The organism is Vibrio sp. 2433-A1 (assembly GCF_056726085.1).
The window spans coordinates 243062-255748 of record NZ_JBRESC010000003.1; the positions used below are offsets into that span (position 1 = coordinate 243062).

Genomic DNA, 12687 nt, shown 5'->3' on the forward strand with positions numbered 1-12687 from the left:
TCGGCTATGACTAGTATTCAACAAAATATTGAACAGATCACCTTACAGATTGAGGCTGCACAACAAAAGTGTGGACGCAGTCGAGAGACAGTGCAACTTCTCGCAGTGAGCAAGACCAAGCCTAACGAAGCAATTCTCGAAGCAGCGCAAGCAGGGCAGCGCGCTTTTGGTGAAAACTATGTGCAAGAAGGTGCAAACAAAGTAGCACATTTTTCCGAACACCATCCAGAGCTAGAACTAGAGTGGCACTTTATTGGCCCGATTCAATCGAATAAATCTCGCCACGTCGCAGAGAACTTTGCTTGGGTGCACACCATTGATCGTGCCAAGATCGCACAGCGCCTCAATGATCAAAGACCTGCGGGAACCGACCCAATTCAAGTACTCATGCAGGTCAACACCAGTGGCGAACAATCTAAGTCAGGGCTTAACGAGGATGAAATCTTTGAGCTTGCAGAGTTGATTTCTTCACTTCCAAACCTCACTTTAAGAGGATTGATGTCAATTCCGGCCAACGTTACTGACTACGCCTCTCAACTCAACGCCTTTACTCAACTGGCAGAGCTGAAAGAGAAGCTCGCGCAACGTTATCCTGAACAACCAATTGATACCCTCTCTATGGGTATGAGTGGCGATATGGAAGCGGCGATTGAGGCAGGAAGTACTATGGTGCGCATTGGCACTGCCATTTTTGGTGCACGCGATTACAGCAATAAAGCTTAAATCTTTAAAGGATCGAATAACCAATGGAACACAAGAAGATCGCCTTTATTGGCGCAGGCAATATGGTCAAAGCTATCGTATCGGGCTTAATTGCAGATGGATATCCAGCATCGTTGATTACTGCAACTGCTCCGTCTGAAACTCGTCGTCTGCCTCTAAAGCAAGCCTATGGTATTCATACCACTAGCGATAACATCCAAGCAGCGCAGGACGCTGACGTAGTGGTGTTGTCCGTCAAACCACAGATGATGGAAGAAGTATGTAAGCCTCTACAAGCGATCGACTGGTCAGGAAAATTGGTTATCTCTATCGCAGCGGGTATTCAAAGTGCGCGATTTGATCAGATGTTAAATAGCTCGCTCAACTTAGTGCGAGTGATGCCAAATACTCCATCACAACTTGGGCTAGGGATGAGTGGTCTTTACGCACCATCACATGTATCAGAGCAAGATAAAGCCTTTGCAGCTGAGCTAATGCAATCCTGTGGCAAGGTATGTTGGGTAGAACAAGAATCAGGCATCAATAATATCATTGCTGCTGCTGGCAGTGCGCCTGCCTACTTCTTCCTATTTATGGAAGCAATGCAAGCGGAAGCCATCGCACAAGGGTTTGATAAACAGACAGCCCGACTGCTTGTCCAACAATCTGCCCTAGGCGCTGCAAGTATGGTTACTGGCAACCCGGATACTGAGCTTGCGACCTTACGTGAGAACGTGACTTCTAAAGGTGGTACAACCGCAGAAGCGCTACGAACATTCAACGAACACCAACTTTCAGATATAGTAGCCAAAGCTATGCAAGCAGCGGTAACGCGCGCTGAAGAGATGGAAAAATTATTTTAATAACTTTGAGCTGATGGCTCTACTATTAAGGGTAACCTATGAATTCAATGAGTTTTCTGATTTCCACCCTGTTTGATCTCTACATTATGGTGGTGATCTTACGTATTTGGTTGCAAGCTGCACGTGCAGACTTCTACAACCCGTTTTCGCAATTTATTGTTAAAGCTACACAACCTGTTATTGCGCCATTGCGCCGCATTGTTCCGTCTGTGGGCGGTTTAGATTTAGCCACGGTTCTGTTTGCATACATATTATGTGTATTGAAGTTTGTGGCGCTTATCTTAGTCGCTTCAAATGGTTCAGTAAGCTTTAGCGCTGACTTCCTATTCTTAGGTCTATTATCACTGGTCAAAGCGGCTGGCGGTTTACTATTCTGGGTTCTGCTTATTCGCGCAATCCTTAGCTGGGTTAGCCAAGGTCGTAGCCCAATCGAGTATGTCTTCCACCAACTCACAGAACCAATGCTAACGCCAATTCGCCGTATCATTCCTGCGATGGGTGGCTTTGATTTAAGCGTATTGGTGCTATTTATTGCTCTGCAATTCGCTAATTTCTTAATGGGCGACATCATTGGCCCGATTTGGTATCAGCTATAATGTCACAAGCCGCTTGGTTTGATGGAGAAGATCTACTGCTAAGGCTCTACATCCAACCGAAAGCCAGCCGTGATAAAATTGTTGGCCAACATGGTGAGGAGCTGAAAATTGCCATTACGGCTCCTCCTATTGATGGCAAAGCCAATGCGCATTTAAGTAAGTATCTCGCCAAGCAATTTAAAGTGGCGAAGGGATTAATAATCATAGAAAAAGGCGAACTCGGGCGACATAAACAAGTCCGCATCCAATCGCCAGTGCAAATCCCACAAGAAATTAAAGCCATCATTTGATGGCTTTTTATTTAAATCCAAATACTAAAAAAACATCAGGACACATAATGAAAAAATGGATCACTCTACTACTGGTAAGCCTATTCACGGTTCCTAGCTTTGCTGGACAGTTTAAGAACATCAAAGATGTTGAAGTCCACTACTCGGCTTTCAACTCAACCTTTCTGACTCCACAGGTAGCACGTAGTTATAAACTTAAGCGCAACGGCTACTCGGCAATTTTGAACATTAGTGTGCTAGACAACTCTCAAGCGGGTAAACCTGCCATCACTGCACAGCTTTCAGGTCATAGTAAAAACCTAATTGGCCAAATGCGCGAACTGACGTTCAAAGAAGTGAAAGAAGGCGATGCAATCTACTACCTTGCGGAGTTTCCAATCTCAGAAGAGGAGCGCTTAACGTTCAATATTGATGTTAACGCTGGAATTAAAGGCACAGGCGCATTAAAGTTCAGCCAGAAATTTTATGTCGAAGAGTAATGGGGTTGTGATGATCTAAACGCTTTTTGCCCCCTAAGACCAAAACCTATTTAAAGGGAGAGCGGCTAGCTCTCCTTTGCTGTAACAAAAGAGGCCAAGATGAAAAAGATAGTGCTAGCAACAGGTAACCAAGGCAAAGTTCGTGAAATGGCAGGCCTGCTGTCTGATTTTGGCTTCGACGTTGTTGCGCAGAGCGAGTTCAACGTATCAGAAGTAGCAGAAACAGGAACCACTTTTATTGAAAATGCCATCATCAAGGCGCGTCACGCTGCACAAGAAACTGGCCTTGCGGCTATTGCGGACGATTCAGGTCTTGAAGTCGATGCATTGAAGGGTGCTCCTGGTATCTACTCAGCTCGTTACGCTGGCGAAGGCGCAACAGACCAACAGAACCTTGAAAAGCTGCTTGAAGCAATGAAAGATGTACCGGAAGCAGAGCGTACAGCTCGATTCCACTGCGTGCTTGTTCTTATGCGCCACGAGAACGATCCAACACCGATTGTTTGCCATGGTAAGTGGGAAGGTCGCATTCTAACCGAAGCCCACGGCGAAAATGGCTTTGGCTACGACCCTATATTCTTTGTACCTGAAGATAGCTGCGCATCGGCAGAGCTAGAACCAGTACGTAAAAAGCAGCTATCTCATCGCGGTAAAGCACTCAAAACACTGTTTGCTACGCTTTCTGAGCAACCTTTGTAATTGTAATGAGCCAACTAATTCCACCAGCGTTAAGCCTTTATGTCCACATCCCATGGTGTGTACAAAAGTGCCCTTACTGCGATTTTAACTCTCATGCGATGAAAGCAGAGATCCCAGAGCAAGAGTACATTGCGGCACTATTGCAAGATCTAGAAGCGGATATCGAGCGCTACCAGCTCAACGATAACCCGCGCTTACTACACTCGATTTTTATTGGTGGCGGAACACCAAGCTTAATCTCAGCCGAAGGTATTGCTCACTTACTGGCAGGGATTGAAGCAAAGCTACCGTTTAAACCAGATATTGAGATCACCATGGAAGCCAACCCTGGCACCATTGAAGCCGAACGTTTTGCTGGCTATCAAAAAGCTGGGGTAACTCGTATCTCTGTTGGCGTACAAAGCTTTGAACAGCAAAAGCTCGAACGACTGGGGCGTATTCACGGTCAAGCCGAAGCGGTCAATGCCGCCAAACTTGCGCATAAGATCGGCTTAAACAGTTTTAACCTCGATCTTATGCATGGCCTGCCGAATCAATCTGTTGAACAAGCCCTAAGCGATCTAGAGAAAGCGATCGAACTCAATCCTCCACACCTCTCTTGGTATCAACTCACTATCGAACCTAACACCATGTTCTACTACAAGCAGCCGACTCTGCCAGATGATGATGACTTGTGGGACATCTTCGAATTAGGTCATAAGAAGCTAGCAGATGCCGGCTATGTTCAGTATGAGATCTCTGGTTACAGCAAACCGGGCTATCAATGCCAGCACAACCTAAATTACTGGCGCTTCGGTGATTATTTAGGTATCGGATGTGGTTCTCATGGCAAGCTCAGCTTTAGTGATGGACGTATTGTCCGAACCACTAAGATCAAGCATCCGAAAGGCTACCTCGCTGCTTACGATAATATGGTCAAACCGTATTTAAACAGTGAAGAGCAAGTTGCGAATGAAGACCGTCCTTTCGAGTTCTTTATGAACCGCTTCCGTCTGATCGAAGCGTGTCCGAAGCAGGACTTTCTTGATACTACAGGCTTAGGCTTTGAAGCAGTGCAAGAAACCATAGATTGGGCGATTGAGATGGGCTATCTCGATGAAAGTGATAGCCATTGGCAAATCACCGAGAAAGGTAAGCTATTCCTCAATGACTTGTTAGAAGCTTTTATGGCAGAAGAGTATTGAGCATCTCACTTCTGAGACGACAACGGTAAATCCAAGAGTCCGTTTTAAAATGAGAGTGACAGCACAAGCCGTTGATTTAGCTAACGATTGTTATCAAGTAACATCCTTATCAATTACATAATAATATGAAGGGATAATGATGAAAACAATCAAGCTATGGCTAGGGCTATGTGCTGCATTTACTCTATCTGGCTGTGTTAGTTCGATACCACTAGAAGAGCAAAGCCCAAATCCAAACGTAACTCACGATGACAAAGTCGTGATTTCGGTTATTGATAACCGCCTACGAGTTGCTAATGACGACAGACCTAAAGATTTTGTTGGCGTTGTGCATGGTACATTCGGGATTCCATTCGACTGGCACGTAGGTCAGGTTTTAGCTACCGAGGACGGAGATGATGAACGAAATCTGGCTCAGTTCTTAGAGCACCGATTAGCTCAAGGGTTCCAAGAAAGTGGTTGGGATGCAGTTGAAGCCAATGTTGAAGTGATGCCTTCGGAAAACGAAGCTAAGGCACTACTTGTAGACAAGAACGCTCAAAAACTCTTGATACTCAATATCAGCGAATGGTATTTCAGCATCAATCTTAACTGGGTATCAGCGTTCAACTTTGATACTGACTCTGTGGTTAGTGTCTATGAACTGCAAGATGGCAAGCTAGTAGAAAAACGCTTTAAAGACAGAGATGTCATTGACGAAGCGGCTGATGAATCACCGCAAAATAATATTTTGAGAGCTTACCGTGATCAACTCATCGAGATTGTCACAGACCCAGAAATTCAAGCAGCACTTGAGAAGTAAAAATAAAGCCGTAGTGATCTACGGCTTTTTCTTTTCTAGAAAATAGAACGTCCAATACGCTCAGCCAGTAACTCAAGCACTTTGGTACCTGCCAAAGAGTTGCCTGACGGATCTAGCTCTGGTGACCAGACTGCAATGGTCATTTCACCCGGGACAACGGCCATAATGCCGCCACCAACGCCCGATTTACCCGGCATCCCTACTCGATAAGCAAACTCACCGGCGCCATCATACAAGCCACACGTAGCGAGCAGTGCGTTGAGTTGTTTGGTCTGCGTTGATGTTATCACTGATTTACCCGTTTGAACGGATGTGCCTTTATTGGCCAGATAGCTGAAAGTTTTCGCTAAGTCGACACAACTCATCTTCAGTGCACAGGCATGGAAATAGTTATTCAGTACTGGAATAACATCATTCTCGAAGTTGCCAAATGAACGCATCAGATAAGCAATGGCAGCGTTACGGTCACTATGCATCATCTCTGAGGCCGCAACCACTTTGTCATAGCAAATATGAGTATCACCAGAAAGCTGACGGACGAATTCCAACAAACGCTGACGCGGTGCAGATAAACGGCTGTTAAGCAGATCAGCCACGACAATCGCTCCAGCATTGATAAATGGATTACGCGGAATACCCTGCTCCATTTCAAGCTGAATAAGCGAGTTAAATGCTTGCCCAGATGGCTCTTTACCAACACGCGCCCAGATTTCTTCCGGCTTATACAGGCACATAGCTAAGGTTAAGCTCAGCGCCTTTGAAATCGACTGAATAGAAAAAGGCTCGTCCGCATCACCTGCTTTAATCACTTCCCCTTGGTTAGTAAAAACCGCCAGCCCCAGCTTAGATGCCGGCACTTTTGCTAAAGCAGGAATATAATCGGCCACCTTACCTTGACCAATTAATGGGCGAACCTCTTCGAGAATCTCATTTAAAATTTCTTGTGTCGGTTTCATCGGCAACCTTAAAAATCAATGACTTGTTATTATTTTCTTGTAGGGTCAAAAAAGCCAACACATCAATGTTGGCTTTTGTCTTTCACTAAAATGAATCGCATCACGAGAATGCATTCATTCGGAATCAGTCGTGGCGATTATTTTACGCGCTTGAACTTAATATCCCAAACGCCGTGACCTAAACGGTGACCACGTGCTTCAAATTTTGTTAGCGGGCGCTCATCTGGACGAGGAATGTAATCCCCCTCTTCTGCGATATTTTCGAAACCAGGCGCTTCGTTCATCACTTCAATCATATGCTCTGCGTAGTTTTCCCAGTCAGTCGCCATGTGGAAAATACCTTCACCATCAATCAGCTTCTGGCGCACCATTTCAGCGAAACCTAGCTGAACGATACGACGCTTATGGTGGCGCTTCTTGTGCCATGGGTCCGGGAAAAACAGTTGTAGCGTTGCAAGGCTGCTATCAGGGATCATGTGCTCAAACACTTCTACCGCATCGTGACACATAACACGTAGGTTAGTGATACCGGCTTCACGAGCATCTGATAAACACGCACCAACACCTGGGCTGTGTACTTCGATACCGATAAAGTTTTTCTCAGGAGCGTTCTTCGCCATTTCAACCAGCGATGCACCCATACCAAAACCAATTTCTAGAACAACAGGGTTATCGTTACCAAACACTTCCTTCCAATCTAGAAGCTTTTCTTGGTAATCAATACCCATTGTTGGCCAACACTCATTCATCGCGTTTTCTTGACCTTTGGTCAAACGACCTTCGCGGCGAACAAAGCTGCGAATTTTGCGTATCATTTTACCGTCTTCGTTGTACTCGTTAGTGGTCACTTCACTCATGATTTTGCCTGTTTAAAAATTGGTCTCGACTCAAAGGGATTGTGATTATCCAAAGAATTGCCACTGGTGCAAGTCTTTTAGGATATTTCACCGATATTATAACCCTACACTTTATCGGTTGTACTTTAGCCACCGAATGTGGTGCAATTTTAGCAAATCAAATTATAAATAGAGCAAGTCGTGACTCCATTCGCCAGCGCCATCTTAGAGTGGTACGAAAACTATGGCCGAAAAAGCCTACCGTGGCAGCAAAATAAAACCGCATATAGCGTTTGGCTGTCAGAAATTATGTTGCAACAAACCCAAGTAGCGACAGTAATTCCCTATTACCAACGCTTTTTAGAGCGTTTCCCAACCGTAATTGATTTAGCCAATGCTGAGCAAGATGAAGTGCTACACCTATGGACTGGGCTTGGCTACTATGCCCGCGCGCGAAATCTGCACAAAGCGGCTAAAGTCGTCGCCGAGCAATACGGTGGTGAGTTCCCACTCAGCATTGAAGAGATGAACGCCCTACCGGGTATTGGCCGCTCAACAGCTGCCGCGATTTTGTCTTCGGTATATAAACAGCCTCATGCAATTTTGGACGGCAATGTTAAACGCACCCTAGCGCGCTGCTTTGCCGTCGAAGGTTGGCCAGGGCAGAAAAAAGTTGAGAACCAACTGTGGCAGTTCGCCGAACAGCACACGCCGACAGTTGATGTCGACAAATACAACCAAGCGATGATGGATATGGGCGCCATGGTTTGTACCCGCAGCAAGCCTAAATGTACCCTGTGCCCAGTGGAATCATTTTGTGTCGCCAATAAGCAAGGCAATCCACTCGACTACCCAGGCAAAAAGCCAAAGAAAGATAAGCCCGTTAAAGAGGCTTGGTTTGTCATGTTGCATCATGACGGTAAGGTATGGCTAGAGCAGCGCCCACAATCGGGTATTTGGGGCGGGCTATTTTGTTTCCCTGAAAATAGCAACGCAGATATCCAATCTCAAATCGACAATCGAGGTATTCAAGACAGAGAGATTAAGCAACAAACTCAGTTGATTGCCTTTCGTCATACCTTTAGCCACTACCATCTAGATATCACACCGATTTTGGTAGACCTATCAAAGCAACCTAACGTGATCATGGAAGCGGACAAAGGTCTTTGGTATAACTTATCGCAACCTGAAGAGATCGGTTTAGCCGCTCCAGTGAAACAACTACTGGAAAGCCTGCCGTTCGAACTTCAAAACTAATATTTAAAGGAGTCGTTATGAGCCGCACTGTATTTTGTGCTCGACTACAAAAAAAAGCTGATGGTCTAGACTTTCAGCTTTACCCAGGTGACCTAGGGAAACGTATCTTTGATAACATTTCAAAAGAAGCATGGTCGATGTGGCAGCACAAACAGACCATGCTGATCAATGAAAAGAAATTGAATATGATGGATCCTGAGCATCGTAAGTTGATCGAAACTGAAATGGTTAACTTCCTATTTGAAGGTAAAGACGTTCATATCGAAGGTTACACTCCACCTAGCGAATAGTCGCAAGCAGAGTTGAAATTGAAGAGAAACGACATCATTGTCCGCAGTGATGTCTTTTTTTTAGGAGCATTATGAAGAAGTTAGCGTATTTTCTGTTCACATTGGCACTAACGGGCTGTAGTCGAGAATTTGTTGAAGGGCTTTATGACGTCAATTATGAGCCAACCAACCGCTTTGCAAAAAACCTCGCTCAGCTACCCGGTCAGTTTGAAAAAGATACCGATGCGTTAGATGCCTTAATCAATAGTTTCTCTGGCAATATCGAAAAACGCTGGGGACGAAGCGAAATCAAGTTTGCAGGTAAAAACAACTACGTAAAATACATCGATAACTACTTAAGTCGCTCTGAGGTTAACTTTGATAAAGGCTTAATCACGATCGAAACCGTTTCGCCAACCGATCCTAAACAGCACCTCAAAAATGCCATTATCACAACTCTGCTGACTCCTGACGATCCTGCTAATGTCGATCTATTCTCTTCAAAAGAGATCGTACTTGAAGGCCAACCTTTTCTTTATCGTCAGGTTGTTGACCAAGATAAGAAACCAATCCAATGGTCTTGGCGTGCCAATCGCTTTGCCGACTACCTAATTGCCAACAAGCTCAAAGTGAAAGACGTAGATTTCAAAAAGGCGTACTACGTTGAAATCCCAATGGTGAAAGAACAATTAGAAATTCGCAGCTATAAATATGCAAACATTGTTCAGCGCGCTTCTCGTAAATATGGCATTCCAGAAGACTTGATTTATGCCATTATCAAAACGGAAAGTAGTTTCAACCCATACGCTGTAAGTTGGGCTAATGCTTACGGCTTGATGCAAGTTGTGCCTAAAACAGCCGGTAAAGATGTATTTAAACTGGTGAAGAAGAAGTCAGGACAACCAACACCTGAGTATCTATTCAACCCAGAAAACAATATTGATACGGGTACCGCCTATTTCTACATCTTAAAAAATCGCTATTTGAAAGATGTAAGCCACCCACTGTCGCTAGAGTACAGTATGATTTCTGCCTACAACGGTGGTACTGGTGGTGTTTTGAACACATTCAACCGCAATGACCGCAAACGAGCGATGAGAGACTTAAACTCTTTGCAACCCAATCAAGTTTATTGGGCTCTGACGAAAAAACACCCCAACGCAGAAGCGCGTCGCTATCTAGAAAAAGTGACTAAATTTCAAAAAGACTTTAACTCAGGTAAAACATAACCAGCAAAAACGACTAAATAATCGACACTTAAGCAGTTTTTTTTATTTTTTTCTAAAAACATGTTGACGGCAAGACCGAAAATCCGTTTAATAGCGCTCCGTCGCCCGGATAGCTCAGTCGGTAGAGCAGAGGATTGAAAATCCTCGTGTCGGTGGTTCGATTCCGCCTCCGGGCACCACAATTTGATTGTTGGTGTCTTAGACGTCAACAGAGATGCAAAGCAATTTGCAGCAAAAAGAATATAGTGTGCCGACTTAGCTCAGTAGGTAGAGCAACTGACTTGTAATCAGTAGGTCACCAGTTCGACTCCGGTAGTCGGCACCATTCTTTTGCCTCGATAGCTCAGTCGGTAGAGCAGAGGATTGAAAATCCTCGTGTCGGTGGTTCGATTCCGCCTCGAGGCACCATATTTGGTGCGCTTACTTAATATTGGTAAGACACAAACAGAATAGTTCCTCCTTAGCTCAGTTGGTAGAGCGACGGACTGTTAATCCGCAGGTCGCTGGTTCGAGCCCAGCAGGAGGAGCCACTTTAAGAAGCCAAGTCGAAAGACTTGGCTTTTTTCATTTCTGCTTTCCTCAATTTCCTAAGCTCTTTTAGAAAATACCCTTACATTCACCGCTTCCCATACTCAATGACAATTACACTGGCTCAAATAGCTATAGCGCTATGCGCTAGCTTTCCGAAAAAGAACTTATTTCACCCCAAAAATTTAACTCAAATCATAGTTTGACACCTGTCCCCTATTTGCTTTTTATGAACTACAATAGGATGATAGTTATGTTACAGAACGATATGTAGCTGTTAGATATATAAAAATAACTGATTTGTGAGCTAATTTTATGAAACTAAAGACACAGACTTATTTGTTGTCAGGAATTATCCTTATCGCATTACTCGCCTTATCGGCAACTGGCTTATTGGCGCTCCGTTCTGCTAGTAACTTTGATAATAAACAACGAGTCACTGAATTATTTAAGAGTGCTTATAGCATCCTTACCGAAGTTGAAAAAATGTCGGTAGAAGGTGCGATGGAAGAAAGCGAAGCCAAAGCACTGGCAACTCGACTCCTACGCAATAATCTATACAAAGATAATGAATACGTTTATGTCGCAGATGAAAACATGACGTTCATTGCAACCCCACTAGATCCTCAGCTACATGGCACCAGTTTCAATGACTTTAAAGATGGTGACGGTAAGAGCGTAGGCCAATTGATCCGTAATGTACTGGGCCAACGTACTGACCAAATAGTTGAATACACATGGACCCAAAAGCAAGCGGATGGATCAATTGAAGACAAACTATCCATCGCAGCCAGAACACCGCACTGGGGTTGGGTAGTCGGCACCGGTATTGGTTTTAATGAAGCCAACGCTCGTTTTTGGTCTACAGCAAAATGGCAGCTTGCTTTATGCCTCGTTATCGCAGGGGGGATACTCGCAATATTGATTGTCTCTATCCGCCGCATACTTACGTTACTTGGCGGTGAGCCGCAAGATGTACGCAAAGCGGTGCAAGATGTGGCAAACGGCCATATTCAAAGCTCTTTCAGTGAGCAAGCGCCTAGCGGCAGTATCTACGAAGCTGTACAGCAAATGAGTCTATCACTTGCTCAGTTAGTCGGTAACTTAGACAACTCAATGCACGCCCTGCGTAATGAATTAGGTAACGTGGAAGGTCGAGCAGCCTCCATTGCCGATCTAACCGGCTCACAACAGCAATCGACAGCGATGATCGCAACGGCAATGACGGAAATGGCTTCATCTGCAATTAATGTCGCAGACTCAGCTAGCGACACGGCACGTAATACCGAAGAAGCGGATAAACAGAGTCAGCATACTCAGCAACTGATTCATAATACCGTCGACAACATTCAAGGCCTTGCATCTCAACTAGGCACCGCTAGCCAAGCCGTGGCTGATCTTGATAGCGACGTCAACAATATCGTTAGAGTACTCGATGTTATCGGTGATATTGCTGAACAGACCAATCTATTAGCACTCAATGCCGCTATCGAAGCTGCACGTGCCGGTGAACAGGGTCGTGGGTTTGCAGTGGTTGCGGACGAAGTACGTAACCTAGCGGGTCGAACTCAAGATAGCACCAAAGAGATCCAGCAAATGATCACTAACTTGCAAGAAGGTTCTCGCAACGCTATTCAAACCATGGAAGTGTGTGCCGAAACCAGTCAAAGCACGGTAGAAGAATCACAACATGCTTCAGAAGCCCTGCAGCAAATCGTAGTGGCTCTAGAGTCCATTACGCAAATGAGTCATCAAATCGCGACCGCAGCTGCAGAACAAACCCAAGTCAGCGATGATATCTCTCAGCGTATTAACATGATTGAAGAGAGTGGTAATCAGTTAAGTAGCGTCGTTACAGAGAGTCATAACAGCACTCAGAGCCTGACTCAGCTTTCCAATGAGCTCGAAAACTGGGTAAGCAAGTTTACTGTTAAACACTAATCGAACTCAGACTAGTAAAAAGCACGCCTCTTTGCGTGCTTTTTTATTGTCTTAGC

General features: G+C 44.8%; 14 protein-coding genes and 4 tRNA genes. 16 read left to right on the top strand and 2 right to left on the bottom strand.

All coding sequences use genetic code 11. The features are described 5' to 3' along the window. Window positions 1-6: 6 nt before the first annotated feature. The 8 genes from ACU01J_RS04960 (at window position 7) to ACU01J_RS04995 (ending at window position 5615) form a co-directional block, all read left to right on the top strand. On the top strand, window positions 7-723 hold the full coding sequence (locus tag ACU01J_RS04960) for a YggS family pyridoxal phosphate-dependent enzyme (protein ID WP_481084668.1): 717 nt from the start codon (window positions 7-9) through the stop codon (window positions 721-723). A 23-nt stretch (window positions 724-746) separates the two neighbouring features. Continuing rightward, window positions 747-1565, top strand: coding sequence for a pyrroline-5-carboxylate reductase (gene proC / locus ACU01J_RS04965; RefSeq protein ID WP_481084669.1), 819 nt, complete (start codon window positions 747-749; stop codon window positions 1563-1565). 38 nt (window positions 1566-1603) lie between these two features. Beyond that, window positions 1604-2161, top strand: coding sequence for a YggT family protein (locus ACU01J_RS04970; RefSeq protein WP_481084670.1), 558 nt, complete (start codon window positions 1604-1606; stop codon window positions 2159-2161). Further along, window positions 2161-2451: a DUF167 family protein YggU gene (gene yggU / locus ACU01J_RS04975; RefSeq protein ID WP_481084671.1), complete on the top strand. Its 291-nt coding sequence runs from the start codon at window positions 2161-2163 to the stop codon at window positions 2449-2451. The genes ACU01J_RS04970 and yggU overlap by 1 nt, the downstream gene beginning before the upstream one ends. Window positions 2452-2498: 47 nt before the next feature. Then, window positions 2499-2930 (top strand): DUF4426 domain-containing protein, encoded by a 432-nt coding sequence (locus ACU01J_RS04980; protein WP_481084672.1) that lies wholly within the window; start codon window positions 2499-2501, stop codon window positions 2928-2930. Between the two features lie 99 nt (window positions 2931-3029). Then, a complete protein-coding gene (locus tag ACU01J_RS04985; protein WP_481084673.1) occupies window positions 3030-3629 on the top strand; it encodes an XTP/dITP diphosphatase in 600 nt (199 codons plus the stop codon). 5 nt (window positions 3630-3634) lie between these two features. Beyond that, window positions 3635-4813: a radical SAM family heme chaperone HemW gene (gene hemW, locus ACU01J_RS04990; RefSeq protein WP_481084674.1), complete on the top strand. Its 1179-nt coding sequence runs from the start codon at window positions 3635-3637 to the stop codon at window positions 4811-4813. Window positions 4814-4949: 136 nt separating this feature from the next. After that, a complete protein-coding gene (locus tag ACU01J_RS04995; RefSeq protein ID WP_481084675.1) occupies window positions 4950-5615 on the top strand; it encodes a YajG family lipoprotein in 666 nt (221 codons plus the stop codon). A gap of 35 nt (window positions 5616-5650) precedes the next feature. Here the strand turns inward: ACU01J_RS04995 and glsB are convergent, their stop codons facing one another. Together glsB and trmB are read right to left on the bottom strand one after the other, a co-directional pair. Further along, window positions 5651-6571 (bottom strand): glutaminase B, encoded by a 921-nt coding sequence (glsB, locus tag ACU01J_RS05000; protein WP_481084676.1) that lies wholly within the window; start codon window positions 6569-6571, stop codon window positions 5651-5653. A 137-nt stretch (window positions 6572-6708) separates the two neighbouring features. Next, window positions 6709-7428: a tRNA (guanosine(46)-N7)-methyltransferase TrmB gene (gene trmB, locus ACU01J_RS05005; protein ID WP_481084677.1), complete on the bottom strand. Its 720-nt coding sequence runs from the start codon at window positions 7426-7428 to the stop codon at window positions 6709-6711. A 180-nt stretch (window positions 7429-7608) separates the two neighbouring features. Here trmB and mutY point away from each other — a divergent pair, with 180 nt between their 5' ends. The 8 genes from mutY to ACU01J_RS05045 all read left to right on the top strand — a co-directional run bounded on the left by mutY (window position 7609) and on the right by ACU01J_RS05045 (window position 12631). Beyond that, window positions 7609-8664 (top strand): A/G-specific adenine glycosylase, encoded by a 1056-nt coding sequence (mutY, locus tag ACU01J_RS05010; protein WP_481084678.1) that lies wholly within the window; start codon window positions 7609-7611, stop codon window positions 8662-8664. A gap of 17 nt (window positions 8665-8681) precedes the next feature. Next, window positions 8682-8954, top strand: coding sequence for an oxidative damage protection protein (locus ACU01J_RS05015; RefSeq protein ID WP_481084679.1), 273 nt, complete (start codon window positions 8682-8684; stop codon window positions 8952-8954). A 71-nt stretch (window positions 8955-9025) separates the two neighbouring features. Next, entirely contained in the window at window positions 9026-10162 is a 1137-nt protein-coding gene (mltC, locus tag ACU01J_RS05020; protein ID WP_481084680.1) for a membrane-bound lytic murein transglycosylase MltC, read from the top strand. 103 nt (window positions 10163-10265) lie between these two features. Beyond that, window positions 10266-10341: transfer RNA gene (locus ACU01J_RS05025), tRNA-Phe, on the top strand. Between the two features lie 70 nt (window positions 10342-10411). Continuing rightward, window positions 10412-10487, top strand: a tRNA-Thr gene (locus ACU01J_RS05030). 7 nt (window positions 10488-10494) lie between these two features. Next, window positions 10495-10570, top strand: a tRNA-Phe gene (locus tag ACU01J_RS05035). A 46-nt stretch (window positions 10571-10616) separates the two neighbouring features. Further along, window positions 10617-10692 (top strand) — tRNA-Asn (locus ACU01J_RS05040). A gap of 313 nt (window positions 10693-11005) precedes the next feature. Beyond that, on the top strand, window positions 11006-12631 hold the full coding sequence (locus ACU01J_RS05045) for a methyl-accepting chemotaxis protein (RefSeq protein WP_481084681.1): 1626 nt from the start codon (window positions 11006-11008) through the stop codon (window positions 12629-12631). The last annotated feature ends 56 nt before the right edge of the window (window positions 12632-12687 follow it).

Coding starts and splice junctions, on each gene's coding strand:
- hemW (WP_481084674.1), top strand. CDS start 3,635: ATGAGCCAACTAATTCCACCAGCGTTAAGCCTTTATGTCCACATCCCA.
- ACU01J_RS04970 (WP_481084670.1), top strand. CDS start 1,604: ATGAATTCAATGAGTTTTCTGATTTCCACCCTGTTTGATCTCTACATT.
- glsB (WP_481084676.1), bottom strand. CDS start 6,571: ATGAAACCGACACAAGAAATTTTAAATGAGATTCTCGAAGAGGTTCGC.
- ACU01J_RS04960 (WP_481084668.1), top strand. CDS start 7: ATGACTAGTATTCAACAAAATATTGAACAGATCACCTTACAGATTGAG.
- trmB (WP_481084677.1), bottom strand. CDS start 7,428: ATGAGTGAAGTGACCACTAACGAGTACAACGAAGACGGTAAAATGATA.
- ACU01J_RS05045 (WP_481084681.1), top strand. CDS start 11,006: ATGAAACTAAAGACACAGACTTATTTGTTGTCAGGAATTATCCTTATC.
- yggU (WP_481084671.1), top strand. CDS start 2,161: ATGTCACAAGCCGCTTGGTTTGATGGAGAAGATCTACTGCTAAGGCTC.
- ACU01J_RS04995 (WP_481084675.1), top strand. CDS start 4,950: ATGATGAAAACAATCAAGCTATGGCTAGGGCTATGTGCTGCATTTACT.
- ACU01J_RS05015 (WP_481084679.1), top strand. CDS start 8,682: ATGAGCCGCACTGTATTTTGTGCTCGACTACAAAAAAAAGCTGATGGT.
- mltC (WP_481084680.1), top strand. CDS start 9,026: ATGAAGAAGTTAGCGTATTTTCTGTTCACATTGGCACTAACGGGCTGT.
- ACU01J_RS04985 (WP_481084673.1), top strand. CDS start 3,030: ATGAAAAAGATAGTGCTAGCAACAGGTAACCAAGGCAAAGTTCGTGAA.
- ACU01J_RS04980 (WP_481084672.1), top strand. CDS start 2,499: ATGAAAAAATGGATCACTCTACTACTGGTAAGCCTATTCACGGTTCCT.
- proC (WP_481084669.1), top strand. CDS start 747: ATGGAACACAAGAAGATCGCCTTTATTGGCGCAGGCAATATGGTCAAA.